General features: G+C 66.0%; 32 protein-coding genes, 1 tRNA gene and 3 pseudogenes. 7 read left to right on the top strand and 29 right to left on the bottom strand.

Going from position 1 to position 26,631, the window contains the following annotated elements; translation table 11 throughout:
* From ACH13J_RS15440 to ACH13J_RS15430, 3 genes and pseudogenes are all read right to left on the bottom strand, one after another.
* Nucleotides 1-214 (bottom strand): annotated as a pseudogene (locus tag ACH13J_RS15440) (carboxypeptidase M32); the annotation flags it as partial.
* 4 nt (nucleotides 215-218) lie between these two features.
* Nucleotides 219-1,358 carry a heme A synthase gene (ctaA, locus tag ACH13J_RS15435; RefSeq protein WP_397544243.1) on the bottom strand — a complete coding sequence of 380 codons (1,140 nt, stop codon included), beginning with the start codon at nucleotides 1,356-1,358 and terminating at the stop codon, nucleotides 219-221.
* Between the two features lie 57 nt (nucleotides 1,359-1,415).
* Nucleotides 1,416-2,162 carry a TrmH family RNA methyltransferase gene (locus tag ACH13J_RS15430; RefSeq protein WP_397544242.1) on the bottom strand — a complete coding sequence of 249 codons (747 nt, stop codon included), beginning with the start codon at nucleotides 2,160-2,162 and terminating at the stop codon, nucleotides 1,416-1,418.
* 151 nt (nucleotides 2,163-2,313) lie between these two features.
* On the opposite strand from ACH13J_RS15430, the gene ACH13J_RS15425 reads away from it, so the two are divergent.
* Nucleotides 2,314-2,940: a thiamine phosphate synthase gene (locus tag ACH13J_RS15425; protein WP_397544241.1), complete on the top strand. Its 627-nt coding sequence runs from the start codon at nucleotides 2,314-2,316 to the stop codon at nucleotides 2,938-2,940.
* On the opposite strand, the gene ACH13J_RS15420 is transcribed toward ACH13J_RS15425, so the two are convergent.
* The 3 genes from ACH13J_RS15420 to ACH13J_RS15410 all read right to left on the bottom strand — a co-directional run bounded on the left by ACH13J_RS15420 (nucleotide 2,937) and on the right by ACH13J_RS15410 (nucleotide 4,859).
* The gene (locus ACH13J_RS15420; protein WP_397544240.1) at nucleotides 2,937-3,773 is read right to left on the bottom strand and encodes a 1-acyl-sn-glycerol-3-phosphate acyltransferase; all 837 of its coding nucleotides are present in this window, start codon (nucleotides 3,771-3,773) and stop codon (nucleotides 2,937-2,939) included. The two genes, ACH13J_RS15425 and ACH13J_RS15420, sit on opposite strands and share 4 nt — an antisense overlap.
* Nucleotides 3,770-4,537, bottom strand: a complete 768-nt coding sequence (locus ACH13J_RS15415; RefSeq protein ID WP_397544239.1) for a GNAT family N-acyltransferase — start codon at nucleotides 4,535-4,537, stop codon at nucleotides 3,770-3,772. Before ACH13J_RS15415 ends, ACH13J_RS15420 begins: the two co-directional genes overlap by 4 nt.
* A 139-nt stretch (nucleotides 4,538-4,676) precedes the next feature.
* Entirely contained in the window at nucleotides 4,677-4,859 is a 183-nt protein-coding gene (locus ACH13J_RS15410; RefSeq protein WP_397544238.1) for a DUF3553 domain-containing protein, read from the bottom strand.
* Between the two features lie 29 nt (nucleotides 4,860-4,888).
* Between ACH13J_RS15410 and ACH13J_RS15405 the strand changes: the two genes are divergently transcribed.
* A complete protein-coding gene (locus tag ACH13J_RS15405; protein ID WP_397544237.1) occupies nucleotides 4,889-5,488 on the top strand; it encodes a histidine phosphotransferase family protein in 600 nt (199 codons plus the stop codon).
* On the opposite strand, the gene ACH13J_RS15400 is transcribed toward ACH13J_RS15405, so the two are convergent.
* The 8 genes from ACH13J_RS15400 to ACH13J_RS15365 form a co-directional block, all read right to left on the bottom strand.
* Complete coding sequence (locus ACH13J_RS15400; RefSeq protein WP_397544236.1) at nucleotides 5,485-6,750, bottom strand: glutamate-5-semialdehyde dehydrogenase; 1,266 nt, start codon at nucleotides 6,748-6,750, stop codon at nucleotides 5,485-5,487. The two genes, ACH13J_RS15405 and ACH13J_RS15400, sit on opposite strands and share 4 nt — an antisense overlap.
* A 48-nt stretch (nucleotides 6,751-6,798) precedes the next feature.
* Nucleotides 6,799-7,905, bottom strand: a complete 1,107-nt coding sequence (gene proB, locus ACH13J_RS15395; RefSeq protein ID WP_397544235.1) for a glutamate 5-kinase — start codon at nucleotides 7,903-7,905, stop codon at nucleotides 6,799-6,801.
* Nucleotides 7,893-8,930: a GTPase ObgE gene (obgE, locus tag ACH13J_RS15390; protein WP_397544234.1), complete on the bottom strand. Its 1,038-nt coding sequence runs from the start codon at nucleotides 8,928-8,930 to the stop codon at nucleotides 7,893-7,895. The genes proB and obgE overlap by 13 nt, the downstream gene beginning before the upstream one ends.
* Nucleotides 8,931-8,962: 32 nt before the next feature.
* Nucleotides 8,963-9,514: a GNAT family N-acetyltransferase gene (locus ACH13J_RS15385; RefSeq protein ID WP_397544233.1), complete on the bottom strand. Its 552-nt coding sequence runs from the start codon at nucleotides 9,512-9,514 to the stop codon at nucleotides 8,963-8,965.
* Between the two features lie 131 nt (nucleotides 9,515-9,645).
* The gene (rpmA, locus tag ACH13J_RS15380; protein WP_397544232.1) at nucleotides 9,646-9,915 is read right to left on the bottom strand and encodes a 50S ribosomal protein L27; all 270 of its coding nucleotides are present in this window, start codon (nucleotides 9,913-9,915) and stop codon (nucleotides 9,646-9,648) included.
* Nucleotides 9,916-9,939: 24 nt separating this feature from the next.
* Nucleotides 9,940-10,554, bottom strand: a complete 615-nt coding sequence (locus tag ACH13J_RS15375) for a 50S ribosomal protein L21 (protein WP_397544231.1) — start codon at nucleotides 10,552-10,554, stop codon at nucleotides 9,940-9,942.
* Nucleotides 10,555-10,750: 196 nt separating this feature from the next.
* The gene (locus ACH13J_RS15370) at nucleotides 10,751-11,560 is read right to left on the bottom strand and encodes a DUF2059 domain-containing protein (protein WP_397544230.1); all 810 of its coding nucleotides are present in this window, start codon (nucleotides 11,558-11,560) and stop codon (nucleotides 10,751-10,753) included.
* A gap of 20 nt (nucleotides 11,561-11,580) precedes the next feature.
* Entirely contained in the window at nucleotides 11,581-11,781 is a 201-nt protein-coding gene (locus ACH13J_RS15365) for a hypothetical protein (protein ID WP_397544229.1), read from the bottom strand.
* 108 nt (nucleotides 11,782-11,889) lie between these two features.
* Between ACH13J_RS15365 and ACH13J_RS15360 the strand changes: the two are divergent.
* Nucleotides 11,890-12,698 (top strand): annotated as a pseudogene (locus tag ACH13J_RS15360) (IS5 family transposase).
* A 79-nt stretch (nucleotides 12,699-12,777) separates the two neighbouring features.
* A tRNA-Ser gene (locus ACH13J_RS15355) sits at nucleotides 12,778-12,867 on the top strand.
* Nucleotides 12,868-12,956: 89 nt separating this feature from the next.
* Here the strand turns inward: ACH13J_RS15355 and ACH13J_RS15350 are convergent.
* From ACH13J_RS15350 to ACH13J_RS15280, 15 genes are all read right to left on the bottom strand, one after another.
* On the bottom strand, nucleotides 12,957-13,358 hold the full coding sequence (locus tag ACH13J_RS15350; protein WP_397544228.1) for a hypothetical protein: 402 nt from the start codon (nucleotides 13,356-13,358) through the stop codon (nucleotides 12,957-12,959).
* The gene (locus tag ACH13J_RS15345; protein ID WP_397544227.1) at nucleotides 13,342-13,683 is read right to left on the bottom strand and encodes a hypothetical protein; all 342 of its coding nucleotides are present in this window, start codon (nucleotides 13,681-13,683) and stop codon (nucleotides 13,342-13,344) included. The genes ACH13J_RS15350 and ACH13J_RS15345 overlap by 17 nt, the downstream gene beginning before the upstream one ends.
* A gap of 40 nt (nucleotides 13,684-13,723) precedes the next feature.
* A complete protein-coding gene (locus tag ACH13J_RS15340; protein WP_397544226.1) occupies nucleotides 13,724-14,785 on the bottom strand; it encodes a phage portal protein in 1,062 nt (353 codons plus the stop codon).
* Between the two features lie 2 nt (nucleotides 14,786-14,787).
* Nucleotides 14,788-15,318 (bottom strand): hypothetical protein, encoded by a 531-nt coding sequence (locus ACH13J_RS15335; protein ID WP_397544225.1) that lies wholly within the window; start codon nucleotides 15,316-15,318, stop codon nucleotides 14,788-14,790.
* The gene (locus tag ACH13J_RS15330; protein ID WP_397544224.1) at nucleotides 15,318-15,875 is read right to left on the bottom strand and encodes an HK97 family phage prohead protease; all 558 of its coding nucleotides are present in this window, start codon (nucleotides 15,873-15,875) and stop codon (nucleotides 15,318-15,320) included. Before ACH13J_RS15330 ends, ACH13J_RS15335 begins: the two co-directional genes overlap by 1 nt.
* Nucleotides 15,875-17,137, bottom strand: coding sequence for a phage major capsid protein (locus ACH13J_RS15325; protein ID WP_397544223.1), 1,263 nt, complete (start codon nucleotides 17,135-17,137; stop codon nucleotides 15,875-15,877). The genes ACH13J_RS15330 and ACH13J_RS15325 overlap by 1 nt, the downstream gene beginning before the upstream one ends.
* Nucleotides 17,130-17,450 (bottom strand): HNH endonuclease, encoded by a 321-nt coding sequence (locus ACH13J_RS15320; protein ID WP_397544222.1) that lies wholly within the window; start codon nucleotides 17,448-17,450, stop codon nucleotides 17,130-17,132. Before ACH13J_RS15320 ends, ACH13J_RS15325 begins: the two co-directional genes overlap by 8 nt.
* A complete protein-coding gene (locus ACH13J_RS15315; RefSeq protein WP_397544221.1) occupies nucleotides 17,434-17,796 on the bottom strand; it encodes a hypothetical protein in 363 nt (120 codons plus the stop codon). The genes ACH13J_RS15320 and ACH13J_RS15315 overlap by 17 nt, the downstream gene beginning before the upstream one ends.
* Entirely contained in the window at nucleotides 17,787-19,319 is a 1,533-nt protein-coding gene (locus tag ACH13J_RS15310) for a terminase large subunit domain-containing protein (RefSeq protein ID WP_397544220.1), read from the bottom strand. Before ACH13J_RS15310 ends, ACH13J_RS15315 begins: the two co-directional genes overlap by 10 nt.
* A 208-nt stretch (nucleotides 19,320-19,527) precedes the next feature.
* Nucleotides 19,528-20,697 carry an AAA family ATPase gene (locus ACH13J_RS15305; RefSeq protein ID WP_397544219.1) on the bottom strand — a complete coding sequence of 390 codons (1,170 nt, stop codon included), beginning with the start codon at nucleotides 20,695-20,697 and terminating at the stop codon, nucleotides 19,528-19,530.
* Nucleotides 20,694-21,089: a hypothetical protein gene (locus tag ACH13J_RS15300; RefSeq protein ID WP_397544218.1), complete on the bottom strand. Its 396-nt coding sequence runs from the start codon at nucleotides 21,087-21,089 to the stop codon at nucleotides 20,694-20,696. Before ACH13J_RS15300 ends, ACH13J_RS15305 begins: the two co-directional genes overlap by 4 nt.
* Nucleotides 21,086-21,307, bottom strand: a complete 222-nt coding sequence (locus ACH13J_RS15295) for a hypothetical protein (protein WP_397544217.1) — start codon at nucleotides 21,305-21,307, stop codon at nucleotides 21,086-21,088. Before ACH13J_RS15295 ends, ACH13J_RS15300 begins: the two co-directional genes overlap by 4 nt.
* On the bottom strand, nucleotides 21,304-21,492 hold the full coding sequence (locus tag ACH13J_RS15290) for a helix-turn-helix transcriptional regulator (RefSeq protein WP_397544216.1): 189 nt from the start codon (nucleotides 21,490-21,492) through the stop codon (nucleotides 21,304-21,306). Before ACH13J_RS15290 ends, ACH13J_RS15295 begins: the two co-directional genes overlap by 4 nt.
* Before the next feature lie 66 nt (nucleotides 21,493-21,558).
* Nucleotides 21,559-22,263: a hypothetical protein gene (locus tag ACH13J_RS15285; RefSeq protein WP_397544215.1), complete on the bottom strand. Its 705-nt coding sequence runs from the start codon at nucleotides 22,261-22,263 to the stop codon at nucleotides 21,559-21,561.
* On the bottom strand, nucleotides 22,260-23,486 hold the full coding sequence (locus ACH13J_RS15280) for a phage integrase central domain-containing protein (protein ID WP_397544214.1): 1,227 nt from the start codon (nucleotides 23,484-23,486) through the stop codon (nucleotides 22,260-22,262). Before ACH13J_RS15280 ends, ACH13J_RS15285 begins: the two co-directional genes overlap by 4 nt.
* Before the next feature lie 591 nt (nucleotides 23,487-24,077).
* Between ACH13J_RS15280 and ACH13J_RS15275 the strand changes: the two genes are divergently transcribed.
* The 3 genes and pseudogenes from ACH13J_RS15275 to ACH13J_RS15265 all read left to right on the top strand — a co-directional run.
* Complete coding sequence (locus ACH13J_RS15275) at nucleotides 24,078-24,464, top strand: hypothetical protein (RefSeq protein WP_397544213.1); 387 nt, start codon at nucleotides 24,078-24,080, stop codon at nucleotides 24,462-24,464.
* A gap of 74 nt (nucleotides 24,465-24,538) precedes the next feature.
* Nucleotides 24,539-26,104: an IS21 family transposase gene (gene istA / locus ACH13J_RS15270; protein ID WP_397544212.1), complete on the top strand. Its 1,566-nt coding sequence runs from the start codon at nucleotides 24,539-24,541 to the stop codon at nucleotides 26,102-26,104.
* A pseudogene (locus ACH13J_RS15265) lies at nucleotides 26,037-26,435 on the top strand (ATP-binding protein); the annotation flags it as partial. The gene istA and the pseudogene ACH13J_RS15265, both read left to right, overlap by 68 nt.
* Between the last annotated feature and the right edge of the window lie 196 nt (nucleotides 26,436-26,631).

The following is a 26,631-nucleotide window of genomic DNA, read 5'->3' as shown; positions in this document are numbered from 1 at the left end:
CATCGGGCGCCTCGGCCTCGGCCAGCCAGTCCCCCACGCGCGGATCAACCCGGCGCGCGTGCAGCACCGCTTCGATCGCGCCGGCCTCCTCGGCCCGCTGCCCGGCGGCGCCGCGCGGCATCACGGTTTCCTGGTCCCAGCTCAACCGTCCGGCCACCTGGGCCAGCGCCTGCGTTTCCCGGGCATGGGCCATCAGCGCGTCGAATGCGGTCATGGTGTCATCCCCTCACCGATTGCGACAGCGGGTACTGGCTTAGAAACCGTGCCCGCAGGATCAGCACCCAGACCAACACGGCCAGCAACTGGTGCAGGATCGCTATTTGCCACGGCGCGGCGTGGATCACGGTGACGACCCCCATCACCACCTGCGCCAAGAGCGCCACCATGAAGGCGGAAAAGGCCGTCCGCGTCGCCCGGTTGGCGCTCTTGCGGCCTTTCAGCCAGACCACAATGGCAAAGATCAGCAGCAGATACCCGACCATTCGATGAGCGAACTGGACGAAACCGGGGTTCTCGAACAGGTTGCGCCAGCCCAGGTCCGCCATCCAGAAGTCGACCGGCAAGACCCCGCCCGCCATGAGCGGCCAGTCGGTGAAACTGCGCCCCGCGTCGATCCCGGCCACCAGCGCCCCGATCAGGATCTGGATGAAACAGAGATGCAACAGCCCGGTGGACAACCCGAACAGCCGGGGCTCGCGCCCGCGCCGTGCCTGCATCAGGTCGGCGGACTCGCGGCCAAGGCGCATGACATACCACGCGATCAGGCCGAGGATGACGAAGGCGAGCCCGAGGTGAACGGCCAGCCGGTAGCTGGCAACGTCCAGCATCTCGCCCGTCAGGCCGGAGGCAACCATCCACCAGCCGATCGCGCCCTGCGCGCCGCCCAGAACCCCCAGCCCCAGCAGGCGCCCGGTCCAGCCCGGGGGGATCGCCCGCGTGAGCAGGAAAGCGAGGAAACCGACCGCCCAGACAAGCCCGATCACCCTGCCGAGCTGACGGTGCCCCCATTCCCACCAGTAGATGACCTTGAACTCCTGCAGGCTCATGCCGCGGTTCTGCAACCGGTACTCCGGTATCGCCTTGTATTTCTCGAATTCCTCTTGCCACGTTGCGGCGTCCATGGGTGGCACTGCGCCGCTGACGACGTTCCACTCGGTGATCGACAGGCCGCTGTCGGTCAGCCGTGTCAGCCCGCCCACGGCGATCATCGTCACCACCAGCGCGAACAGCGTCATCAGCCAGACGCGCACGGCCCGCCGCGCTCCGCGACGGCCGCGGCCGATCATTCCGCCCTGCGGCGCCGCGCGCCCTGCCGCGCCCTCGCCGACCTCCTCGAAGATGCTGCGCTTTCCGCTCATGCCCTGCCTTTCCCGCGTGTCGCCGCAACGTTAGTGCGCGTCCCGGCCCGCTTCAAGCTAGTCGCCCCGCTCCTTCCAGCGGACCATCTGCCGCAGCATCCCGTGCAGCGTCTGCACGTCGGCCCGGGTCAGCGGCATCCGGCTCCACATGTTGCGCAGGTTGGTCTTCATCCCCTCCGCCTTGCTGGCGGGAAAGAAGAACCCGGCCGCGTCCAGCCGTTGCTCGTAGTGGTCGGCCAGTTTCTCGATCTCGGTATGGTTGGCCCACTCGGCGCGGGCCATGTCTATGCGCTCCGCCGTGATCTCGGTCGTGGCGCGGCGCCATTCATAGGCTGTCAGCAGGATGCATTGCGCGAGGTTGAGACTGGGAAAGTCGGGATTCACGGGAACGTTGATCACCGCGTTGGCACGGGCCACGTCGGCATTTTCCAGCCCCGCGCGCTCGGGCCCGAAAAGCACCGCCACCCGTTCGCCCGCCGCGATGCGCGCGGCGGCATCCTGCATCGCGGCCTCGGGCGAGAACACCGGCTTGGTCAGCCCCCGCGCGCGGGCCGTGGTGGCGTAGACGTAATGGGCATCCGCCACCGCGCCGGACAGGTCGCCGGACAGCCGCGCCGCGTCCAAAAGCCGCCCTGCGCCGCTGGCCATCGCGTCGGCGGCCGGATTGGGCCAGCCGTCACGCGGCGCCACGAGATGCATCCGGTCCAGCCCGAAGTTCCACATCGCGCGCGCCGCGGCGCCGATGTTCTCGCCCATCTGCGGGCGCACGAGCACGAAGGCGGGCTGCGGATTCGATGTCGGCATGGTCTCTCCGGTCGGCGTTGCCGCCTCATAGCCGCCGGCCGCCTGCCTGAAAAGCCCCGCGCGGAAGGTTGCGTCAAATACCCCCGCAGCGATGGACAGACCGCGGCGCGCGCCGGTATAGGGGCGCGGAACGAAAGCCGAGGAGCCCCCAATGGCCGAGCCCGAGAAGCCGCAGATCTATCTCATCACGCCGCCAGAGATCGCACCATCGCGGTTTCCCGACACGCTGGCCCGGGTGTTGGACGCGCATCCCGTCGCCTGTGTCAGGCTGGCCTTGGCAAGCCACGACGAGTCGACCCTGGCGCGCGCCGCTGATGCCTGCAGGGAGGTGACGCACGCCCGCGAGGTGGCGATCGTGATCGACAGCCATGTGATCCTGGCCGAACGTCTCGGCCTCGACGGCGTGCACCTGCCCGACGGGGCACGCCAGGTTCGCCAGGCGCGCAAGACACTTGGACAGGATGCAATCGTCGGGGCGTTCTGCGGCACGTCGCGGCACCAGGGGATGACGGCAGGCGAGGCGGGGGCTGACTATGTCAGCTTCGGACCCGTGGGCGACACCGCCCTTGGCGACGGCAGCCGGGCGGAATACGCGCTGTTCGAATGGTGGAGCCAGATGATCGAACTGCCGGTCGTGGCCGAGCGGGCGCTCGATCCCGGGATCATCCACGAGCTTGCCCCGGTAACGGACTTTTTCGGAATCGGCGCCGAGATCTGGGATGCGGACGATCCGGCCACCGCCCTCGGGCGGCTCATCGCGGCCATGGACCCCGGTTAACCCGCCGCCTGACGCTCCGGCGGCATTCCGCTGCGAACCGCGGCCTCGGCCCGCGCGGCGAGATCCTTGCGCCCCGCCGCACGGGGCACCGGCAGCGGATCATGGTAGATGACCCGCACGCCACCACCCCGGCGGACCGCCAGCACGCGGAGCATGTGACCACCGAACGCCATGTCACCCCACCACCCGTAGAACCTCGGATCCTCGCCCGGCGGCGCGGTATAGACGACCGTGACCGGCTGAATGTGCATGTCCTGCCGCAGGCCGTCATTGAAGAACGCCTGAAAAAGCGTTGATTTGAATGTCAAAACGCGCATCCCGTCTGTCGACGTTCCCTCGGGGAAGAACAACAGCTTGTGCCCCGCCCTCAGACGTTCGTCGAACTGTGCCTGTTGGGCGTGCGCCTGCCGGGGATCGCGGGTGATGAACACGGTGCCCGTCAGCCGCGCGAGAAAGCCGATTCCCGGCCAGCCCGCGACCTCGGACTTGGCAACAAAATAGACCCGCTTGCGCGCATTGAGCGCGAAGATATCCAGCCATGATGAATGGTTGGCAACCACCGCCCCGTGCTGGTCCATGCGCCGGCCCCGGGTTTCGTGCCGCATGCCTAGCACCACGAATACCGTCCGGCAAACCGCCTGCGTGATGAACGGCGTCCACGGGCGGCGCATCCCGTGCAAGGGCCGTTCGATCGAGCGCAACATGACCATCAGGACCACGCCGCACAGCAGGACCAGCCCCAGCACGGCGCCGCGCATCGCGGCCCGGGCGCAGCCAGCGGCCGTAAAGGTAAAAGCCGGGGGCGGCTGATCGCCGTGCCACGTGAAACTCACGTTGTAACGTCCTTGGTATAAATGGATTTTTGCAACTCGCTAAGGCGTGTTGTATCCATCACGAGGCAGATATCGGTGGTGTTGAACGCGTGGTCGACAAAGGCGCCATCGCCGACATAGCCGCCCAGCCGGAGATATGCCTTGATCAAGGCGGGCACCTCGCGCATCGCAGCGCGTCTGTCGATGCGCGTCTCGGGCCGGAGGTCCATCCTCTGGTAATGCGGCGCCTGCGTGCGCACCCGAAGCCGTGGCGGCGCGAGGTGGCGATGATGAAGCAGCGACAGCGGCTGTGCCAGCGCCTGCGGGTCCGTACCGTGGAAACTGGCCACGCCAAACAGGATTTCGATATCATGTACAATGACATAGCGCGCAAGGCCGTTCCAGAGGTGGTACATGGCAGGTCCGCCCCGGTAATCCGGCGCCACGCAGGATCGGCCAAGCTCCATCAGGCGCCTGCCCGACGATTTTAGCACCGTGAGATCATACTCGTCCTCCGAGTAGAACTGGCCCAGCCGGTCGGCCTGGTCACAGCGCAAGAGACGGTAAACCCCTATGACCCTGTCATCACGGCACCTGTCGATGAGCAGAAGGTGGTCGAAATACGGGTCGAATCGATCCCGTTCGAGCCGTGCGTGATGATCCACCATCTCGCCGTCACCGCCCAGCTCCTCGACGAACACCTCGTAGCGCAACCGCTGCGCGGCGCGCAAATCGGCGTCCGAGGCGGCCAATCTGACGCTGAACTGCTGCTGGTTTCCGGCCATCCGCGCCTCACCCCTTCCGGTGACGGTTCTAGGCATACCGGGCGGAATTGACAACGGGACAGCGCCCCGCGCTTGGCATACTACTTAAGCGTGTGTTATGCACGATTTCGTATATCTTTTAACGCTTTGGTAACCGCGATCATGGATCAATCACCGGCAGCAACGCAACGCGAGAGCCGTCGATGACCACCTTCCCGGCCTCCTGGAAGTTCACCGTGATCCGGCCGCCGATGTTGGACTGGATCTGCCCTGTGCCCCAGTCCGGCCTGTCGGGGTGCCGGACCAGCATTCCCGGTTCGAGCAAGGAGTTGAGGTCTGACATGGTCCTGTCCTTCCACGCAAGAGGGCCGCATGGCGCAGTCTAACGACAAGATGGCCGCCCTAATAGGGTCGCGCATCTGCCATGACCTGATCAGCCCCGTGGGCGCGGTGGCCAACGGGCTGGAGTTGCTGGAGATGTCTGGCGTGCCGCGGGGGCCGGAACTGTCGCTCGTCACCGAAAGCGCCAGCAATGCGTCGGCCCGCATCCGCTTGTTTCGGCTCGCTTTCGGCGAGTCGGGGGTCCACGAACAGACCTCGGCCGGCACGGTGGCGGAGATTCTCGGTCACGTATACGCGGATACACGCACGCGGGTCGATTGGCTGGTGGAGGGCGATGTCATGCGCTCCGAGGTCAAGGCGGCGTTGCTGGCCATGCTCTGCGCGGAGCAGCCGCTCGTCTCCGGCGGGCGGATCAGTGTCACGGAAAACGCAGGCGGGTGGCGCGTGACGGCGCAAGGCCCGCAGATTGCACCCGATCCGCGCCTTTGGCACCTGCTGCAGGATGCCGTCCCCGACGCCGAGGTGGGCCCGGCGGCCGTGCAGTTCCTGCTGCTGCCCGAGCACCTCGCACGGCACCGCCGCCGCTGCGACGTCCATCTTTCCGATACCGCGGCCGAGATCAGGTTCTAGGCGCGAATCGTGCCGTCGCCCTCCACAATATACTTGAAACTGGTAAGCTGCGCCGCACCGACGGGTCCGCGAGCGTGCAGCTTGCCCGTCGCGATACCGATCTCGGCCCCCATTCCGAACTCGCCGCCATCGGCAAATTGCGTGGATACGTTGCGCATGAGGATCGCGCTGTCGAGTTCGGCAAAGAACCTGGCCGCCGCCGCATCATCCTCGGTGATGATACAGTCGGTGTGCGCGGAATGGTGTGCGCGGATATGGGCGATCGCCGCGTCGATGTCATCGACAACCTTCGCCGCGATCACGCTGTCGAGGTACTCGCATCCCCAATCGCCCTCTTCGGCCGCGTGCGTCCCGCTGATCGCCTGTAGCGTCGCGTCGGCGCGCACCTCGACCCCGGCATCGATCAGCGCCCGCACCAGCCCCTGCCCGATGGTGTCCACGATGTCGCGATGAAGCAGCAGGCATTCCGCCGCGCCGCAGATCCCGGTGCGCCGCGTCTTGGCGTTCATGACCACGCGCAACGCCTTTTCGGGATCGGCCCCGGCATCGACATAGACATGCACGATGCCTTCGAGATGGGCAAAGACCGGCACGCGCGCCTCGGACTGGACCAGCCCGACAAGCCCCTTGCCCCCGCGCGGCACGATCACGTCGATGGTGTCCGTCATGGTCAGCATTTCCTTGACCGCGGCGCGGTCGCGGGTCGGGACCAGCTGGATCGCGTCGTCGGGCAGGCCGGCGGCCTGCAGCCCCTCGACCAACGCGGCATGGATGGCCACCGAGGAATGAAAGCTTTCCGACCCGCCGCGCAGGATCACCGCGTTGCCGGATTTCACGCACAGCGCCCCGGCATCGGCGGTCACGTTGGGTCGGCTTTCATATATCACGCCGATCACACCGATGGGCGTCCGCACGCGGCGGATGTGCAGGCCCGAGGGCTGCTCCCACTCGGCCAGCACCTCGCCCACCGGATCGTCCTGCGCAGCCACCGCGCGCAGGCCATCGGCCATTGCCCGGATGCGCTCCTCGGTCAGCAGCAGCCGGTCCATCATCGCCTCCGACAGCTCCTTGTCGCGGCCGTATTCGAGATCCCTCTCGTTTGCGGTCATGATGTCCGCGCGACGGGCCCAGACGGCATCGGCCGCGGACTCCAGCGCATGTCTTTTCACCTCGGCCGGGGCGGTTGCAAGCACGGTTGCGGCGGCACGGGCACGCGCGCCGATATCGGCCATCAGGGCGGGAATGTCATCGAGATCCTTCATTGGGTCTGCTCCTGTTTCGGGCCGGCACGATCCTATCACCGGCACGGCCTAGAACGCCATATCGTCGCGATGCACCAGCGGGCCGCGGGCGGGATAGCCAAGGACCGGCTCGATCTGGGGCGTGCGCAGGCCGCGAATACGCTCGGCATCGGCGGCGTCGTACCGCGTGAGCCCCTGCCCCAGCACCCGGCCATCGGGCCCCACGATCTCTACCGGATCGCCACGCCCGAAACGGCCCGACACCGCGCTTACCCCGGCGGGAAGCAAGCTGCTGCCGTCGGTCAGGGCTGCGGCCGCCCCCGCATCCACCGTGAGCCGCCCCCTTGGTTTCATCGCGGCAATCCATTGCTTGCGCTTCTGCCGGGGATCACCCTGCGCGCTGAACCAGGTGGCCGGGGCACCGCTTTCGAGTCTCGCCAGGGGGTGGAGCACCGATCCCTCGGTAATGGCCATGTCGCACCCCGCGGCGGTGGCCGTACGCGCCGCCATCAGCTTGGTTTTCATGCCACCCTTGGAAAGCCCCGAGCCGGCATCGCCCGCCATTGCCTCGATCTCCGGCGTGATCGTCGCGATCACGTCGAAGCGGGTCGCCTCCGGGTCCTGCGCGGGATTGCCGGAATAGAACCCGTCCACGTCACTGAGCAGGATCAGCTTGTCGGCGCCAGCGGTCACGGCCACCTGCGCTGCCATCCTGTCATTGTCGCCGTAGCGGATTTCGTCGGTGGCCACGGTGTCGTTCTCGTTGACGATGGGCACCGTGCCGAGCGTCAGAAGCTGTTCCAGCGTCGCGCGGGAATTGAGATAGCGGCGCCGGTCGGTGCTGTCCTCCAGCGTCACCAGCAGTTGCGCCGCGCGAAGACCGTGTTCGCTGAGGGCGCGTTCATAGGCGTGGGCAAGCTGGATCTGCCCGACCGCCGCGGCCGCCTGGCTCTGCTCGAGCGTGAGTTCCGCCGCCGGCAGGCCAAGCGCAGCGCGCCCGAGTGCGATGGAGCCAGACGAGACGAGGATCACGTCGGCGCCCCGCGCCCGCAACCGGGCCACGTCTACGGCCAGCGCGGCCAGCCACTCGTCCCGCAAAGCCCCGGTCGCGCGGTCCACCAACAGAGCCGAGCCGATCTTGACGACGATTCTCTTGGCGGTGCTCAGGGGTGCCACGGTTCCGGCTCGTGCTCTCCGGCCGCCTGTCGCAGCCTGTCCTCGTCGATCCGCGCCTTGAGGGCGCGCAGCACCTCGGTGACTCCCTCGTGCGAGACGCCCGACATCAGCAGCACCGGCCCATCCGACGCCTCGGCCAGTTCGTCGCGCAGGAATGCGCGCTCCTCGTCGTCCAGGGCGTCGATCTTGTTCAGTACTGTCACGCGCGGCTTGTCGGCCAGGGCGCCGCCATAGGCTTCGAGCTCGTCCACGATGGTGCGGTAGTCCTCAAGCAGCGTACCCGACGTGCCATCGACCAGATGCAGCAGGACCGCGCAGCGCTCCACGTGCCCCAGAAAGGTGTCGCCCAGTCCCCGCCCCTCATGCGCACCCTCGATGAGGCCGGGAATGTCGGCCACCACGAACTCGGCCCCGTCGACCCCGACCACTCCGAGATTGGGGTGCAGGGTGGTAAAGGGATAGTCGGCAACCTTCGGCCGGGCGTTGGACGTGGCCGCGAGGAAGGTGGATTTCCCGGCATTCGGCAGCCCCACCAGCCCGACATCGGCGATCAGCTTCAGCCTCAGCCACAGCGTCCGCTCCACACCCGTCTGCCCCGGGTTTGCCCGCCGCGGTGCCTGGTTGGTGGATGTCTTGAAGTGCACGTTGCCCCAGCCACCGTTGCCGCCGCGGGCCAGCAGCACACGCTCCCCCACCTGGGTGAGATCGGCGATCAGCGTCTCGCCGTCCTCGTCAAGTATCTCCGTGCCCACGGGCACGCGTAGCACGATGTCAGAGCCGTCCTTGCCGGTTCGCTGCTTGCCCATGCCGTGCTGGCCGTTTTGGGCAAAGAAGTGCTGCTGATAGCGGAAGTCGATAAGCGTGTTGAGCCCGTCGACCGCCTCGGCCCAGACCGAGCCGCCGCCACCGCCGTCGCCGCCGTCGGGACCGCCGAACTCGATGTATTTCTCCCGGCGGAAGCTGACGCAGCCCGCACCTCCCGCGCCAGAGCGGATGTGGACCTTTGCGAGATCGAGGAATTTCATGGGGTATCCTTTACGCAAAGGCCGCGCGCGGCTCAATCCAGTTTGAGACTGTAGGTCCATGTGGGCACGCGCGCGCCGCGCGCCACCGAGAAGGTTTCGGCATCACCAAGATACCTGAAGCCGCGCTTGGTCAGTACCCGGGCCGAGGCGGGGTTATCCTGAAAGACGGAGGCAAAGATCGTTCTGCACCCGAGCGGGTTGGCCTCCAGCAGCGCCGCGATGGCCGCGGTCGCGATACCGGTGTTCCAATGGGGCTGCGCGACCCAGTAGCCCAATTCGCACTGCCCGGTGTCCACCCGCTTCAGCCCGACGGCGCCCATCACCTCGCTGCCATGCGACCGTGTGCCGTCGATTATCCAGACATCCTCGGCGCGGTCGGTGGCCTGCGCGCGGTCGATGAACGCCTCGGCCGCGCCCGGCGGCAGCGGGTGCGGGATGGTCGCGGTGTTCCATGCAAGGCGTTCATCCCCGGTATACAGGGTAATCAGCCCCGCGTCCGACGGGCGCGGCGGGCGCAGGATGAACGTCTCCGCCTCGATCTCGGGCTGAGATGCGCCGAGATTTTCCATCGTCTCCAGTTTCATGGCGTTCTCCTCCAAACGCAGGGCCGCGCGGCGGCCCGAACCGGGGACAGGGCGTTTCGCGCGCCCCGGAAACGAAAAGGGGGACCGGCCCGCGCCGATCCCCCGATGGTGCTAAACCTCTTGAGGTCGGCTTACTCCGCGGCCTCCGCTACCGGCATGACCGATACGAAAGTGCGCCCCTTGAGCCCCTTGCGGAAGCTAACGGCGCCCTCGGAGGTGGCGAAAAGGGTGTGGTCCTTGCCCTGGCCGACGCCCTCGCCCGGCCAGAACTTGTTGCCACGCTGACGCACGATGATGTTGCCGGGGATGACAGCCTCGCCACCGTACTTCTTCACGCCAAGGCGACGACCCGCGGAGTCGCGTCCGTTACGCGAGGAACCGCCTGCTTTCTTATGTGCCATCTCGTTCTCTCCTATCTCGTCGGACTACTTGGCCAGTTCCTTGGCCTGTTCAATCCATTCAGGCTTGACCTTGACGGCTTCGAAGGTGTCCGCGTCCAGCTCTGCCAGCTGGGCATAGGTCGTGACGCCCGCTTCCATCAGCTTCTTCTCGGCGGCCGGGCCGATCCCGGTGATGGCCGTCAGGTCGTCAGCCGCGGCCGGTGCCGTCGCCTCGGCCTTGGGGGCGGCCTGTTTCGCAGCCGGCTTGCCCGCCGCCTTGGCCGGCTCGGCCGTGCCCGCAACCTTGCCGGCGCCGATGGCGGCCTTGACGCCGGACTTGTCGGCGCCGCTTTCAAGGATCTCGGTCACGCGCAGAACGGTCAGCTGCTGTCGGTGGCCCTTCTTGCGCTGCGAGCTGTGCTTGCGCCGGCGCTTGACGAAATGGATCACCTTGTCGCCCTTGACCTGATCGACCACCTCGGCCTGCACGGCCGCGCCATCCACCAGCGGCGATCCGATGACCGGCTTGTCGCCGCCCAGCATCAGAATCTCGTTGAATTGAACCTTTTCACCGGCGTCCGCCGCAAGCTTTTCCACGCGGAGCGTATCTCCGGCCTGGACCTTGTACTGCTTGCCGCCGGTCTTGAGGACCGCAAACATCCGCATCTTCCTTTCACTTCCGCGTCCTGTGGTCCCCTCGACGGGCGTTGCGGCCTGCGGCCACCTCGGACGGCGCGCCCTGTGTGACGGGCGTAATTACATCGATCCGGTCAGGCCATATCCTGCCGGAGTGCGCGCTTATCGGGGGAAATCGGCCGGGTGTCAAGGTGGAATCGCCCGTCAGCGCGCCTGCGCCTCAAAGTTCCTGGCTGCGCATGTGCTGGGCCATCGCACGGCCCAGCAGATAGGAAATCTCGCCGTACATCCTGTCGAAAGCGGCGAAAAGCGCGCGGTTGAGCGCGCGGCCCTCCGCGGTGCGCCAGAACGAGATGTATTCATCCACCGCGTCACCGGAGAGAGGACGATATGCCGTCAGCAGGTAAGCGCCGAGCCACTGGGCACTGTCTGCCCGTATCTCGTCCTGCTGAGACCAGGCATCCAGCAGCATGTCCTCCTCCGTCAGCTCGTAGGCCCCGCCGTCGGCCAGCCCGCGATAGAGCATGAGATTGGCATTGAGAATGCCGGTGACGTTGCGTTCCACAAGATCGCTGTCGGCGATCAGCGTCTCGATCTGACGCGCGATCCGCCCCTTCTCCCCTTTGATACCGGCATACCGGGCGCGGGCGGCTTGCTCGGCGGCGGGGTCGAGGAATGCCTCTCGCGTCGCCAGCTCTAGGGTCACGATCTCCTCGCCGAGCTCGGAGCCGAGGAACGCGTTTATCGGGCCGAGCGGCACGCCGGCAAGTTCCTTTTCCAGCCGCGCGGCCACGAGCGCACGCATCTTGTCGATGTCATAGATCTTGTCGACCCTGCCCATCCAGCTGTCCATGTCGGCGTCGGGCATCATGTCGCGGGCAAGACCCGCACCATAGACCAGACCCTCGGCGCGCATGATGCGGACGGTCTGGTCGAGGCGGAGAGCGTCGAGGAGCACCTCAAGCCGCTCGGTCCGCTCGGCAAGCGCCGCGCCGGCCCAGAGCAGCGCCACCAGCATCGCCGCCGTCATTGATGACACCAACCGCAAGGTCACAGCCCCTGCCCCCGGCGCAGGCGCGGCGCTTCCACCGCGGTAAGCGCGATACCATCAATCGCGACACCGAAACCGGTGACATCGAGGGACGCCTCGATATTGGCGCGCTCGGCGGCCCGGCCCGGACCTGCAGCCAGCAACAGCAGGACGGTCAGGGTGGCGGCACGCAACGCAATCAGCTGTGCTTGTCTGGGCACGCATCCTCCGGGGTCATTGGTATTGACCTCAAGTCTAGGTCACGCACTCATAAATGACTAGCGCTGTTCGGGGTTTGTTGATTCACTTTCTGGAAAGAGGAGAGCAGCATGTCCCGACGTCGCTACGAGCTGACCGACTTCGAATGGTCGATCATCGAACCGCTTCTGCCGAACAAGCCGCGCGGGGTGCCGCGGGTCGATGACCGGCGGGTCCTGAACGGTATCTACTGGCGGCTGCGGACCGGGTCGCCCTGGGCGGACATTCCCGAGCGCTACGGCCCCTACACGACCTGTTACAACCGTTTCGTGCGGTGGGCGCGTCTGGGCGTATGGGATCGGATATTCGAAGCGGTTTCAGCCGCTTATGAGGGGTCGGAGCAGTCGGTCGACAGCTCGTCCATCCGCGTTCACCAGCATGGGGCCAACGCAAAAAGGGGGGCGAAGCGCCCGCCGGCACCGCCCGTGTGGCTGACCTTCGAGCCGTCTGCATGGGGTGCTCGCGGGGCGGTCTGACGACCAAAATCCACGCTGTGACCGATGCCAACGGTCTGCCGATCACGTTGAAGCTGACGGCAGGGCAGGCCCATGATGGGCGCTCGGCCGACGACATGATCGGCACCATCGGACCGGGACAGACCCTGCTGGCGGACGCTGCCTATGACAGCAACCGCCTGCGCCACAGACTGGCCGATATCGGTGCCCGGGCCGTCATCCGCCCGATCCCGCGAAGAACCGCACCGCCGCCGCTGGACCAAATCGCCTACCGTCGCCGAAACCGGATTGAGCGCTTCTTCTCGAAAATCAAGCACTACCGCGCCATCGCAACCCGATACGAAAAACACGACGCGAACTTCCTCGCCCTCGTCAAGCTGGCAGCCACACGCATCTGGTTGCGGGTTTATGAGTCGGTGGCCTAGGCGGATTCTGTGGCCGAACAATGCAAAATCCCCTTGTCTCGGCCCGCGAAGATCATTAAACGCCCCGCCCAAACCCCGCGGAGAGATGCCGGAGTGGTCGAACGGGGCGGTCTCGAAAACCGTTGAGCCTTCACGGGCTCCGAGGGTTCGAATCCCTCTCTCTCCGCCACTTTCCCCATAATTATCCTTATATATCAGTTGTTTAAGGCGATATTGTGGAAAGGTTGGCGCATCCTACCCGCCTACGCGCAAAGCGGGTCAGCCCTTGGCCCGCCGCCTGCGCCGGTTGCCAAAGACGCAAGCGCAGGTGTGACAGCAGAACACGCGCTTGTCGGTTTTGGGCTGGAACGTGGTGCCGCACTCGGGACAGATACGCGGCGCGGGCACGGGCGGTTTCGGCCGGGTGCGCCGCTTGTAATCCAGCTTGGCGCATCGCGGGGTGCAGAACACCTTGCGCGGGTCGGTCGTCTTGAACGATGCGCCGCAATGGGCGCAATTCAGCCGCCGAACGGGACTCTTGCGCAGCTCGGCATAGTGCGCTGCCAGACAATCCGGTGTGCAATAGACCTTGTTATGAACGCGCTCGGCCTCGGGTGGCAGTTGACTGCCGCACCTCTCGCAAAACGCGGGCGGCTCCAGAAAGCTAAGCCGCTTCTGCATTGAATGCCGCGTTCCATGCCTTCGCGCACCTATTGGAGCAATAGTGCACCTGCCGCTCGCGCAGTCCGACGCCGCACTGGCGACAGACGGAATCCTTGACCTCGACGCCGACAAAGGCCCGCTGCCCCTCGGTCCATGTCGGCCTCACCGCCCGCGCAAGCCGTAGCGCCTCGGCCACGACATTGCGCGCCGCCTCATCGGCCACCGGCCACGGCCAGCCCGCAAGGCAAAGCGACGATCTCAATTCCGCGATGAAACAGCCTTCATAGGCGAACTTGGAACCGATCACGCCGTCGCGAAAGTCGCGAACAATGACAACCGCCATTGTCGTTGCCATGCGTTGCGCCGATCTGACCTTTTGCCGCTTAGCCCTCGGCATTCCAGCCCACCAGCTTCATTGCCGTGTCAGCATCAACGCCCGCCTCTTTCGCCTGCGCCAACGCCTGCACGATCCCGGCCGCCGCTCGGGCACGTCCGCCCGCGTCATAGGCTTGGAGCGGCTGCATCACGTCCACCGCGACCGGCTGGCCCAGCTTTTCCGTTGCTTCCTCGGCCAGCAGCGCCGCGACGGGCTGGAGCGTGTATTGCGCAAGGTGGCGCTGTGCTTCGCGCACAAGCGGCCCCGTGGTCGCGTTGTAGAGCAAGCCCGGCAGGACGCCGAAGGCTCCACACACGCTGTCACGCGCCGCTGTGAGCGTCTCGCGCGTCATGGCCCGGCTCAGGTCCGGGGTTACGTCGCTCGGCCTCCAGTCCTGCGCCGGGGCAGGCCCGCCCGCCGCCGTCACCTGCACCGATTCCCGCAACAGCAGCTTGCCGCGCGCGCCCTTAAAGCCCCGCGCCAGCTTGGTCAGGTCGGTATCCTCGGTTTCGGGGAAAGGCACGATCTGCGAACCCAGCGGCATGTTCTCGAAAGCCTCGGAAAGCGCCGTCTCGACCGCGTGCAGCATCCCGGCCGTAAGCTGCGCCCGCTTGAGCGGTGCCACGCCCAGCCAAGGCGCGACCGGATCAGATCCGATGCGCAGGTGCAGCACCTCGCCCGCCAAGGCGGTTTGCGTGCGCCCGCCGCCCGCCTCCGACACGCTCAGCCGATAAGCGCGCGGCTCGCCGTCGCGGGTGGACAAATCCCAATCCGATACGGGCACAAGCCGGTCGTCGCGGATCAGGAACACCGCTTCACCGCGCAACGCCAGACTGCGCCCGGCCATCGCCAGCACGCGCCGCCCGATCAGGTCGGTCCCGTTGATCTCGGCCAGCGTCATCGCGCCTTCCCATAGGGAAACGCAGGTTTGCGCCGTCGCGGTCAGCTCGGCCAGCCCGCGCCGCCCGCTGATATAGCTTTCCCGCGCCGACATGATTTCGGCCGTGAAGCCCGACGCGCTCGCCCGCGTTTCCGGTGCCTTGCGCTTGAATATGTCGAGAATACCCATTGTCAGGCCCTCCTAAATGTGCGCAGCAGATCGGCCGCGCCCGAGTTTTGCAGCGCCCGCGCGACATGCGCCGGGCTGCGTTGTGTCGTTTCTTCCACGTCGCCCAGCCGGTAGCTGTAGCTGGACGCGCCCGCCGGGTTGCCATCCTCGGCCAGATACTCGGCCAAGCGCCTGTAAGCCTCGGAGACGGGCGCGGGCACGTCACCGCCGCCCACGTCCGCCGTGATCCGGTAAGGCCCTGCACCGGCCAGCAGGACGCCGCCAAGCGGCCCGCCCGACAGGTTCGCCGTGATCCACGCCACGCCGTCCCAGACCTCGCGCGCCGTGATCGTCGCGGGTTGCAGATCGGGCTTGAACTCGCCCGGCCCTTCCACTGTCCAGACCACCTCGCGCGTTGTGAAGCGGTGCGCGGTGTGCGTTTCGATCCGCGCCCAGAGCGCCGACGCATTGAGCATCATTGCCGCCATCGAAAGCCCAGACGGAATCGCGGGATAGGACGCGGGCACGGCCTCGTCGCGTTGCAAAATCTCCATCATGCCCTCCAGCGATTGAGCGCCCGGCGCAGCCCGTCATCGGGTGCCGCCTCGGTCGCGTTCCAATTCCGCGCCTCGATCTGCGCGCCCTCATAGGCGGGCCGCGTGACCGCGCTCAGCTCGAACAGCTCCGCCGCTGTGATCGTGCGCCGCACAACGCCCGACCGCGCTTCGATCCGCTCGCCATCGGGCGAGACGCGAAAGCCGGGTGAAAGCCCCCGGATCAGCCCCGCGTCATGCGCTGCGAGAAAGTCCCGCGCCCATGTCGTTTCCGGCGCGATTGTCGCCTCGAAGCTCAGCGCGTCGTCACCGTCGCGCAGCTCCAGCGTGCCCGCCGCGCGGCTGGCAAGCGGCTTCTCGAAGTCGTGCCCGCTCAGAAGGTGAATATCCTCGCCAGCCTCCAGCCGGGCCGCGAAGGCGCGGGAAGCGATAACCTCCACACGCCCCCGGCCCAGCTCGGCAGGCGAACCGTAGGGGAACGCGCCCGCAATGCGAACGCGCCCCCCGTCAAGGCGGCGCGGCTCCAGCGCACCGCCTGCTACACCGCCCCAGAGCATCACTGGACGCCTGTCAGGACTTCGAGCTGCGCGGCCCGCGCCACCGTGATGTCCATCGTCGCAAGCGCCGTGAGGCGCAGGCCACCGGACGCCGCGTCGGTGTAGGGGTCGCGGATCAGATCGACCGCGCCCCACGTCGCCACGAAGAAAGGCGAGACGCCGCCCGCGTTCGTGGTCAACAGCGCATTGGACGCCGCCGGGCTGCCGGTCGGATCGGCCAGCGCGTTCGGAGACATGGCGACATTGCCCGCCGGAATGTTGCGGGTGAGCCGGTCCCATTCCGTTACGCCCGTGCCGGTGTCGATATAGGTGCCGTCCATCGCGTCCCAGACCTCGGGCCGGATCAGCAGGCGCACCGCGTCCGGGCTGCCCGCCGCGTTCGCCGTCATGAACCGCACCACCGCCGACCGGAACGCCGACCATGCCGCCGCCGCATCAACGGCCGTTTCCGTGATGCCGTAGGTCGAAGCGCCCGCGATGACGCCCAGCGGCTCGCCGCTGGAACCCGCGCCCAGGAAGGCCGCGCGGTCCATTTCCTGCGCAATCGCGCCGTTCATATCGCGGCGCACCGCTTGCTCCAGAGCCGCGCCCGACTGTTTCAGGGTCTTGCGCGTGATCTTCATCTGGACGCCCAGCGTGTTGTCAGGCGCAAGCGGCTTGTCGGTCGTGGCGTAGGCACTCGGGCTTGCCACGTCGCCCGTCTCGGACGCTTGCCAGCCCACCGATGCGCCGGACGTGGCGACGGGATATTCCAGCTCGCCTTGCCCGATATTGACCATCTGCCCGCCCATGCGGCTCGCCACCGATTGCGGGAACAGCCGGTCGATGATCGGCCGGGTCTGCATCGGGTCCGGGGTGCCGCTTGCGATGGTTTCACCGGCCCGGCGCTCCAGCGCCTGCCACGGCACCGGGATGCCCTGATAGGCCCCTTGGCTGCGCAGCTCCTGCACGATCTCGGCCGTTTCGCCGTCGATCTGGTGCCCGTGGTCGAGCGCCGCCGCGACTTGGCGCACCTCGAAGCGGCCCAGCATCTCGGCCCATTCCTTCGAGTCGCGGGTCTCCAGCTCGCCCCCGGCCTCGCGGCGCTCTTCATCCTCGGCCACAAGCGCCGCGCGATAGCGGGTCTCGGCCGTGCGATATTCCTTGTCGAGCGATTCCATGCTGCGCACTTCATCCTCGGTCGGTTCCGGCTTGGCTGCCAGCGTTGCCAGCTCTTGCCGGATTTCGGAGCGGCGAAGCTCCAGTTTCTTCGATTCAAGCATTTGTTTCTCCTGTGCTCGAAAGGTTGTCCTGCATTGTCAGCAGGTCGCGCCATTGCTGGCGCTCGGGACTGAGAACGGGATGCCCGCACTCAATTCGGGTCTTGCGCGTGTGACAGGACGCGCAGAGCGTTTGCAGATTGGTCAGGTCGAAGGCGCGTTCGGGCGCGGTGCGCACCGCCTCGATATGGTCGATCTCCAGCCGGTGCCGCCCGCCGCACTGGACGCAGGCCCAGCCGTCGCGGCGCAGCGCCTCCAGCCGCAAAGCCCGCCAGCGCGGGCCGCGCGTGATATGCCTGCTAAACCGCCGGGTCACGCCGCACCTGCATGTCGTAGTAGTGAGCCGCGCCCGCCGTCCCGACAGGCGAGACGCGCACCACGCGGTAATCCTCGCCCTCGGCCGTCACGCTGTCATCGGGTTGCGGTGTCACCGCCACCTCCACCGCCATGAACAGGCGCAGGTCGCCCACCTCCAGCAGCCCACCGGCCAGCGCCGCCAATTCTTCGCTGTAGCGCGCCGTTGCGGCCGTCGCGGGATAGTCCGTCACCGTGCCCGGCAACGTGCCGCCGAAAGCGTCGGTGCCGCCCGGTTCCTCGCGCTTCAATGTCACCGCGCGCCCCTGCGCCGCGATGATCCGGCTTGCTCTTGCGGTTAGGTCCATGCGATCCGCCCTCCTTTGCTTTTCGGTGCGCCGGTCATCCGAACGCCCTGCGCCACGGCCAGCACCGTTGCCGCCGCCGCGTCGATCCGGCCGGTCGAGCGGCCCTTTGCCAGTTTGTGATTGCCTGCCGGGTCAACGATTGTGATTGCGTCCGCGAAGGCGGAGCGCAGCAGCAGCGACGGCAGGGTGCACACCTTGCCCTCGAACAGCGCCCGCCGGAACCGCTCCACGTCCTCGGAGCCGTCGCGCCAGCCCATGCCGCGCCAGACGCAAGGCACGCGCTCCAGCCCGGCCCCGCGCAGCGCCTCGACAAACTCCGCATGGCGGAAACGGTCGCCCACGATTGCGGCCGGTGCCTGCCCGTCCAGAAGCGCCACAACGTCCGCAAGGAAGCGGCCAACGGGCACAGTCGTGTCGCCCATTGTCACCAGCTCGCCCCGGTCGCTCATCTCGACATAGCGGCCCGACACGCCGTCCGCCGCGCCGCGATCCGCAAGGCCGGGTTTCGTCGGGAAGGCTGCCACGCATTCAAGCCGCGCCGTCTCCGGCCAGTAGAGCGCCGCCGCCGACATGCTGCGCGAACCGCCCAGATCAATGCCCAGAACGACAGGCCCGGCCCGTTCGGGCAGAGCATCGGGCGCGATCTCGGCCGCAAGCCATTCGTCGGTTGTCACCAGCACCGATCTATCATCGGACGCGACACGCTCATTGCGGTTGAGATTGCGGAACGATGACAGCGCAGAACCGCCCCGCGCCATCGCCCGCCGTGCCTGCGCAACCAGCCATTCCGGGGTTGAACCGATATTCTGCCGCGCGCCGGGATTGGCGATCAGCAGGCTTTCCAGATCGTCGGGCGGCAAGCCCGGCTCCGGCCGGTGTTCCTGCACGTAACTGCCGGGTGGCGGCTCATCCAGCCACCGGGAAAAGGTGTTCGCATCATCCGGCGCACTGGTCGAGATAATCAGCGCCCGGCCGTCTCTTTTGCCCAGCCCGGACAGAATTGCGTTTTCGAGATTGTCGCCTTTTTCCTTTTCCCATGCCGCCCGTTCGTCAAGGATTGCCAGCGTCGGAGCGCCGCCCAGGATCGACTTGCCGTCCGCTGCGATAACACGCGCCAGCCCGCCGCCATTCTCGGCCGTCTCCACCTCCAGCTTGGAGCCGCGCCGGATCGTGAATTGTTCCTGTTCTTCCTCGGACAGCCCCTCGATGAACCCGACCAGAAAGCCAAAGGCGATCTTGGCTTGATCCCGGTTCCGGGCCGCGAAGATGATTTCCCGCTTGGGCTGCGGTGCGATCTCGCCCATCAGGTGCCCCAGCGACAGGCCCGACGAAAGCGCCGTTTTCGCGTTACCGCGACCGATCGACAGCAGCCCCACGGCCGTGCCCTTGGCGAAGGCCCCGCGAACAAAGTCCTTCTGATAGCTCGCCAGCTTCAACCGCTTGCCAGCCGTGCGCCCCTCGGGAACCGTGAGCCGCGACAGGAAGCGCAGAGCGGCCGATGCCTCTTTCGATGCCCTTGCCATCAAACCGCCCCCCGGAATTTTTCTCGGAGAGAGAACGGAACAGTTGGGCGGTCGGTTACACGCCTGCATAGAAAGCCGGGCATTGGGACCATCTCAGGAGTGCGCATCCCTCCAAGGGTGCGCACACTCCTAGGGGTATAAGGGGTGTGCGAACACAGGGGGGGCGAACAGGGGGCGAAGGGGGTGCGAACAGGGTGCGAAACAGCGTTCATTGCGCCACCTCCAGATAGGTGTGCCGCTTGGACGGCGGCCCGTATTCGGCCACGCGCACCTTGCCCGCCGATAGCAGCCGCTCCATCGCCGCCTTGAAAGCGCGCTTGGTGACGCCCTCGCAATCGGGATGATCTGCGAACACCTTGGGCGCGTAGTAGTGCCCGCCCGCTGCATTGACGCGCCGCCCTTGCTCGGTCAGCTTGCCCAGCAGCGTGAGGAATACGCGCTCCGCCTTGGCATTGACGGCCAGCGCATCAAGCCCAGTCGCGTGCTCATCGGGCACGAACACGCCGTCGCGCCATGTCATGTTGATCTCGCCGCCGATGCGCCCGTAATTCGCCTTCTTGGTCGACATGACGCGCTTGTCAGGGTCAGGCTCGTATCCGTCTTGAACGATGCGCGACAGGTAGAGCCGCGACCGAACGGAATTGTTCCAAGCGGTCGAGCCGGACGTGCCGGTGCCACTGGACAGGCCCGTGAGCGACGGATGCCCGAGCAGCATGACGGCGCACCGCTGGCGCAATGCCAGACCGCGCAGAATGCCGATGAACTGGCGCACCTTGGCCCGGTCGTTTTCATTTGCGGGGAACACGTCCGCCAGCGTGTCGAGCACGATCAGCGCGGGTTGTTCATCCGCCGCCCGTTGTTCCAATTCCTCGAATAGAGCGGAGTGCATCAAGGCGAGCTGCGTTTCCACGGCCAGCAGCGCATCCTCGCCCGCAAGCGAACGGAGCGTCAGCCCTTCCACCGTCGAGTAATCCAGCCGCTCCGCGCGCAGAATGTCGTCCAGGCGGATATGCAATTCGTCGTCGTCGTCCTCGGCGCTCAGAAAGATCACCCGGCCTGAATTGACGGCCTTGCCCATCCATGCGCGCTCTGCCGCCGCCGCGACGGCCAGTTGCAGCGCCAAGAGGCTCTTGCCGGTGCCGCCGTCGCCCGAAAACAGCGTCACCGTTTTCTTGGGCACCAGCCCGTCCACCAGCCATTGCCGCGACGGCACGGGCTTACCCTTGAGGGTGGCGGCGCTGTAGAACGTCGATTGACGCTCCGGTGCGGGCCGAATGACCGTCGGACCGGGCGGATATTCGCCTCCGCTCGCATCACGCGGAAATTCCGCCCGGTGCGCGTCCAGTTGTGCCGCCATGTCAGAGAAATTCCGCGTCACGCCGCTTCCCTCCCCTGCATGTATTCGAGGAAGGCCGCGCGACGGCCGGGTGCCATCGCCTGCACGCAAGCCAGCGCGTAAGCGTCCAGCTCGGCCGGGCTGGCAATGTCCGCCCAATAAGCCGCTTCATCCATCGGTGAGATAAAAGGCGGTAGCGGTGCGCCCGCGCCTTGAATGACGGTATAGGCGACCTCGCGCGCGTGATCCTCGTCTAGGCTGCGCAGAGCGGCCCATGCCAGCGCCGCGCGCTCGGTATCGGTCAGGCGGGCTTGCCAGATTGCGCTTGCCGCCTCCCATGAATCGAAGTCGTCAAGGATCAGCGCATAGCCCAGCAGCTTCGCCGCCTTCTTGTGCGCCGTCTTGGCGTAGAGAGATATGGCATTTCGCGTCATGCCGACTCCGCGACAAAGCCGGTCAGGCCCGCGTCGGTCAGCTCCAGCCGCGCCCTGTTGGCGTGACCGGGCGAGACGCAGAAAATCACTTCCTCCGGCTCGCCCGTCCGGTGAACCACGATGATCGTGCGCCCGTTCGGCATGTGCTCGACACGAAAGTATCCAGCGGGCTTGCGCGCCAGCAGATCGTCAATGGAAAGACTGCCCGCCCAGCTCATGCCGCCACCTCAGCCTTGGCGGCTTCCCACGCGATCAGGTCGGACAATTTCCAGCGGGTGCAGCCGGGCGACAGGCGAACCGGGCGCGGCATGTCCGTGCGTTCGCGCTGCCAGCGCCACCACGTGTTGCGGCTAACCGAATAGCGGGCAGCGCAGTCAGTATCGCGGAGAAACGTCTCAGGCATTGTCGGCTCCTGTTGTTACAGGAACAGACAAATCAGAATGAAGCGGGGACAGCGGTGTAGGTGTCCCTAGTTTTTAGAACGGTGTCGGCTCCATTGTTTCTTAATGCCCTGCCAGCCGCCAAAGCCGCGTGCCTCAAGATTCTTCGCAGCCGCGTTGACGCTCATCTTTTCCGTTAGCCTTTCCATCTCGCGCATCCGCGCCTCGCGTAGATCGCGGTGCTGCCGGTTCACCGCGTCGGCGGCGTCTTTCCGTCCAGCCGCGATCTTTTTGCCTTCATCGGCGAACCTGAGCGCGATCCGCCGCACGTCGATTTCGGTCTGGTACATGCCAAGTCGCATAGAGTTGTGCATGAAGCCGCGCATATCTCCGCCAGCAAGATTACTCTCCATGCAGACAAGGCAGAACGCCATCTTGCCAAGAAAGTAAGCCTCACTCAGCGATGGTGCGGCCCCGTCTATCCACATGAAAGCCCAGCGGTGTTGTTCGCCCTCTCCTACCTCTTTGGGGTCCGAGATTTCCCGCCATGAGCCATCATCGGCGACGGCGAGGCGCGCGCTGGACGGCGGCCAGCCCATACCGATCAGACCTGCATCAACAAGTCCTCGCATCTCTGCGATATCATCCTCGACCGTCCAGCTTTTCGGTTTTGCATTGGGGTATAGGGTGCGGGCGAGGGCCTCGTTACGCTCGGATGGTGTCTCGGGTTCCCACACGTCACGCGAAACTTCGCCGATAGCGTCTTTCGCGTAGATGGCTCGATACCGCTTCATCGCGCCGCCTCCATCTTCACCACCTTGGCCCCGGCCTCGCCTTTGAGGAACCGCGCCCATGCGGCCATCATCTGCCGCCGCTTTTCGATCATGTCGCCGCGCCGATAGGCCCGCTCGACCGTGCTGCCCACGTTGTGCGCCAAGGCGATCTCGGCCATGTCGCGCTCAAATTCGGTGCGCTCCGCCGCCCAGTCGCGGAACGTGCTGCGCAGCCCGTGAGGGACGGCAGGACGGCCAGAACGGGGGTCGAGATACCCGCCGTCGCGTGCCTCGTTTATCCTCTTCATGCAGGCGCTCAGCGCCATGTCGGACAACGCGCCGCCGCGTGCGGCCGGGAACACGTAGTCGCTGCCCTTCATCCTTGGCAGTGCATTCAGCAGCGCCACGGCCTCTTGCGTGAGCGGGACGCGGTGTTCCTTGCCCGCCTTCATCCGCTCGGCCGGGATGATCCACACGCCCGCGTCCAAGTCGATTTCGGCCCATGTCGCGCCGCGAACCTCGCCGGATCGTGCCGCCGTGAGCGCGACGAACTCCAGCGCCCGCGTTGCCATGCCGTCGCGCTTGCGCAGATCGGTGAACCAGTCCGCCGCATCGGCCAGCGACAGCGCCGGGTTGTGTTTCACCTTCGCCACCTTGCCGGGCTTGGGCAGCACCGCGTCGAGATTGCCGCGCCACCGCGCCGGGTTGTCGCCCGTCCGATGCCCGCCCACCGTTGCCCACGACAGAACCGCCTCGATGCGCCCGCGCAGCCGGGATGCCGTCTCGGTCTTTGTGGACCAGATCGGCTCCAGCACGCGCAGCACGTCCGACACGCCAATGTCCGACACGGTCATGTCGCCCAGCACCGGCACCGCGTAGGTGTCCAAGGTGCTGCGCCATTGCTTCTTGTGTTTCTCGTTTCGGAACTCGGCCGTTCGTGCCTCCAGCGTCTTTTCCATCGCCTGCGCGAAGGTGAGGCGGCGCTTTTCGGCCAGCGGGTCGATGCCCTGCCAGATGATATCCTTGACGCCGCGCGCCCGTTCGCGCGCCTGCGCCAGCGTCACGTCAGGGTAAGAGCCAAGGCCGATCTGGCGGCGCTTGCCTTTCACCGTGGCGCGCAACAGCCATGACCGCGCGCCGGTCGGTGTGACCTGCAACAGCAGCCCGTCAACGCCGCCCACGGCCACGTTGCGATTGCCGCCGGTGCCAGGATGCGCGATCTTGCGAACCTCCACCGCCGACATTTCTTTCGCTTTCCTTGGCATAACGAAACATCCTTCCTACCCGCCTATAAGGTATGGCATTGGACGGTATCGGGCGCAACAGGGTGTTACAGGAAAACGGTCTAAAGTATTGGCATATATGGGTTAAAAGTTGCGTGCCGTTACATGCTGATACTCGGGCATGGCTGCCTCTCTCTCCGCCACTTGCCCTCGCGAAAGCGTTCTCTTGATCCAGCCGCCGCCGGATTTTCTCGTTGTTTTCGAGGGTTATGCGGGAGGGGCTAAGCACTGGCCACGTCGCCAAGAGCGCTGGAAGCGGTCTCTCAGGGGCGGTATTCTCTGGACCTGATGACTGCGCGGAATTGGTGAATAGGCTGCAAGCACCTGATTTGGAATGATTTTTTCCGATGCGCGGCTGAACACTTCGATGCCAGTGGCATCCGGAAGATGGAACATAGATCGAACTCTCACCGTCAGAATAGCTCAGTGCTACCGTCGTCACGGATGCGGACAGCATATCCTGCGCGCGCATAGGCGGTCGATCCGTCCGTAAATCTGCTGCGAAGGCCCTGAGCGTGTTCGAAGTCCAAGAGGGTGAACGCAGCAGACTCTGTGGGGCCATCTGCAGATAGGCCCGCGCCAATCATAATCCCGCCCAACTCTGTCAGAACGAAGCGGTCGTGGAAGTCTTCACCGCCCCTGTTCGGCCGGAACGGTACGCTGCTCACCACGCCCGGCTATCACCCCGACGCGCGGCTGCTCTACGTCCCGGCGCCGGGCTTCGCCGTGCCGGACATCCCCGCCAAACCCACACCGGCCGAGATCGCCGCGGCGCGCACGCTGATCTACGAGGATCTGCTCGGGGACTTCCCCTTCACCACTGAGGCCGAGCGCGCCCATGTCGTGGCGCTCCTGCTGCTGGGCTTGCCGTACTCTCAACTGGCGACGAACTGGTCGAGCTGTGAACCGGCGTGCAAAAAGGACCCCGTATCGGGGTAATCGGCGTCCAAAAGGGACCCCCCTGATGTTGTGGTCCATGATGCTTCCGAGGCAATTCGGGAGCGGCTTTTGGGATGCTGGTTGTGGAGACGATTTCGAAGATCAGACGGTGGTATTTCAAGGAAGGCAGGCCGATCAAGCAGATCTGCCGGGACTTGAGCGTGTCGCGCAAGACCGTCCGGAAGGTGGTCCGATCCGGCGCTACCGAGTTCAGCTATGAGCGCAGCGTCCAGCCGCAGCCGAAGATCGGGCCCTGGCGCGACGAGCTCGACCGGATGCTCGCCGAGAATGCCGGCCGCCCGAAGCGGGAGCGGCTGACCCGCATTCGGATTTTCGAGGAGCTCCGGGCCCTGGGTTACGAGGGCGGTTATGATTCAGTCCGGCGCTATGCAGCGAACTGGACAAAGTCTGAGGCTGAGGTGTCAACCACCGCGTTTGTGCCCCTGAGCTTCGACCCTGGCGAGGCCTTCCAGTTCGACTGGAGCCACGAGATCGCAATCATCGACGGGGTGACGACCACGATCAAGGTCGCCCATGTCCGGCTATGCCACAGCCGGATGGTCTTCGTCCGGGCCTATCCCCGCGAGACGCAGGAGATGGTTTTCGACGCCCACGACAAGGCGTTTGCCTTCTTCGGCGGCACCTGTGCGCGGGGCATCTATGACAACATGAAGACCGCCGTGGATACGATCTTTGTGGGCAAGGATCGAGCCTACAATCGCCGGTTCCAGCAGATGAGCGGGCACTACCTGTTCGAACCCGTTGCCTGCACACCTGCATCCGGCTGGGAGAAGGGGCAGGTCGAGAACCAGGTCGGAGTGATCCGGCGGCGGTTCTTCGTGCCCCGGCCGAAGTTCAAGAGTTATGGCGAGCTCAATGCCTGGCTGAAGGACCGCTGTATCGCCTGGGCCAAGGCCAATCCCCATCCCGAGTTCCGAGACAAGACCATCTGGGAGGTCTTCGAGGTCGAGCGTTCGCGCCTGGTGCCCTATGCCGGCCCGTTCGACGGCTTCCATGCCGTGCCGGCCTCGGTGTCGAAGACCTGCCTCGTGCGCTTCGACCGGAACCGTTACTCGGTGGACGCGCGTGCCGTCGGCCGTCCGGTCGAGATCCGCGCCTATGCCGAGCGGATCGAGTTCTGGCAGGGCGGCCAGGTGGTCGGCCGGCATGATCGTGTCTTCGGGCGGGATCATGCCGTCTATGACCCGCTGCACTACATCCCCGTGCTCACTCGCAAACCCGGTGCCTTGCGGAACGGCGCCCCGTTCAAGGACTGGGAACTGCCACCTGCCATGCGCCGGATCCGGCGGAAGCTCGAGCGCGTCCTTGGTGGCGACCGGCAGATGGTCGAGATCCTGGCCGCGCTGCTCACTGACGGGATCGACGCAGTCGAGGCCGCCTGCGCTGAAGCGCTCAGCCAGGGCGTCCACTCCGCCGATGTCGTCCTCAACATCCTCGCCCGCCGCCGGGATCCCGAACCACCGGCGCCGATCGCCACCCCGGAGGCACTGAGGCTGGCCCATGAGCCGGTCGCCGATTGCGCCCGATACGACACCCTGAGGAGACCCAACCATGGAAAGATCGCAGGTGCTGGACGCGATGGGCCAGCTGAAACTTCACGGCATGAAGGCGGCGTATGACGAGATCCTTGCTACTGCGGTGAAGCGGCAGCACGAACCGCAAAGAGTGATCGGGGATCTCTTACAGGCCGAGATCAGCGAGAAGCAGGCCCGGTCGATCAAATACCAGATGACGGTGGCCAAACTGCCATTGGCCAAGGAGGTCGAGGAGTTCCGGTTCGAGGACACCCCGATCAACGAAACGCTGGTACGCGAGCTTGCCGGCGGAGACTTCCTCGAGCAGCAGCGCAACGTCGTGCTGGTCGGCGGCACCGGAACAGGCAAGACCCACCTCGCTGTCAGCATCGCCCGCGCCTGCATCCGCGACGGCGCCCGTGGTCGGTTCTTCAATGGTAAGCGCTCGGTTCGGACCGCCTCCTTATGAGCGTGCCAATATGCTAACCCATGTCGTTATTGACGTCGGTAACGACGTCGTATGCGACGGAGGTTATCGTGCGAGACGAGGTTGTGGTGCGCGCCGAGCGTCGGCGACGCTGGACTGACGAGGCCAAGCTGGCGATCCTTGGCGAAGTCGGGATGAGCGGCTG

Origin of the sequence: Roseovarius salis (genome assembly GCF_044472985.1) — a bacterium.
GTDB classification, from domain to species: Bacteria; Pseudomonadota; Alphaproteobacteria; order Rhodobacterales; family Rhodobacteraceae; genus Roseovarius; species Roseovarius salis.
This window is presented reverse-complemented; position numbering and strand designations above follow the sequence as displayed.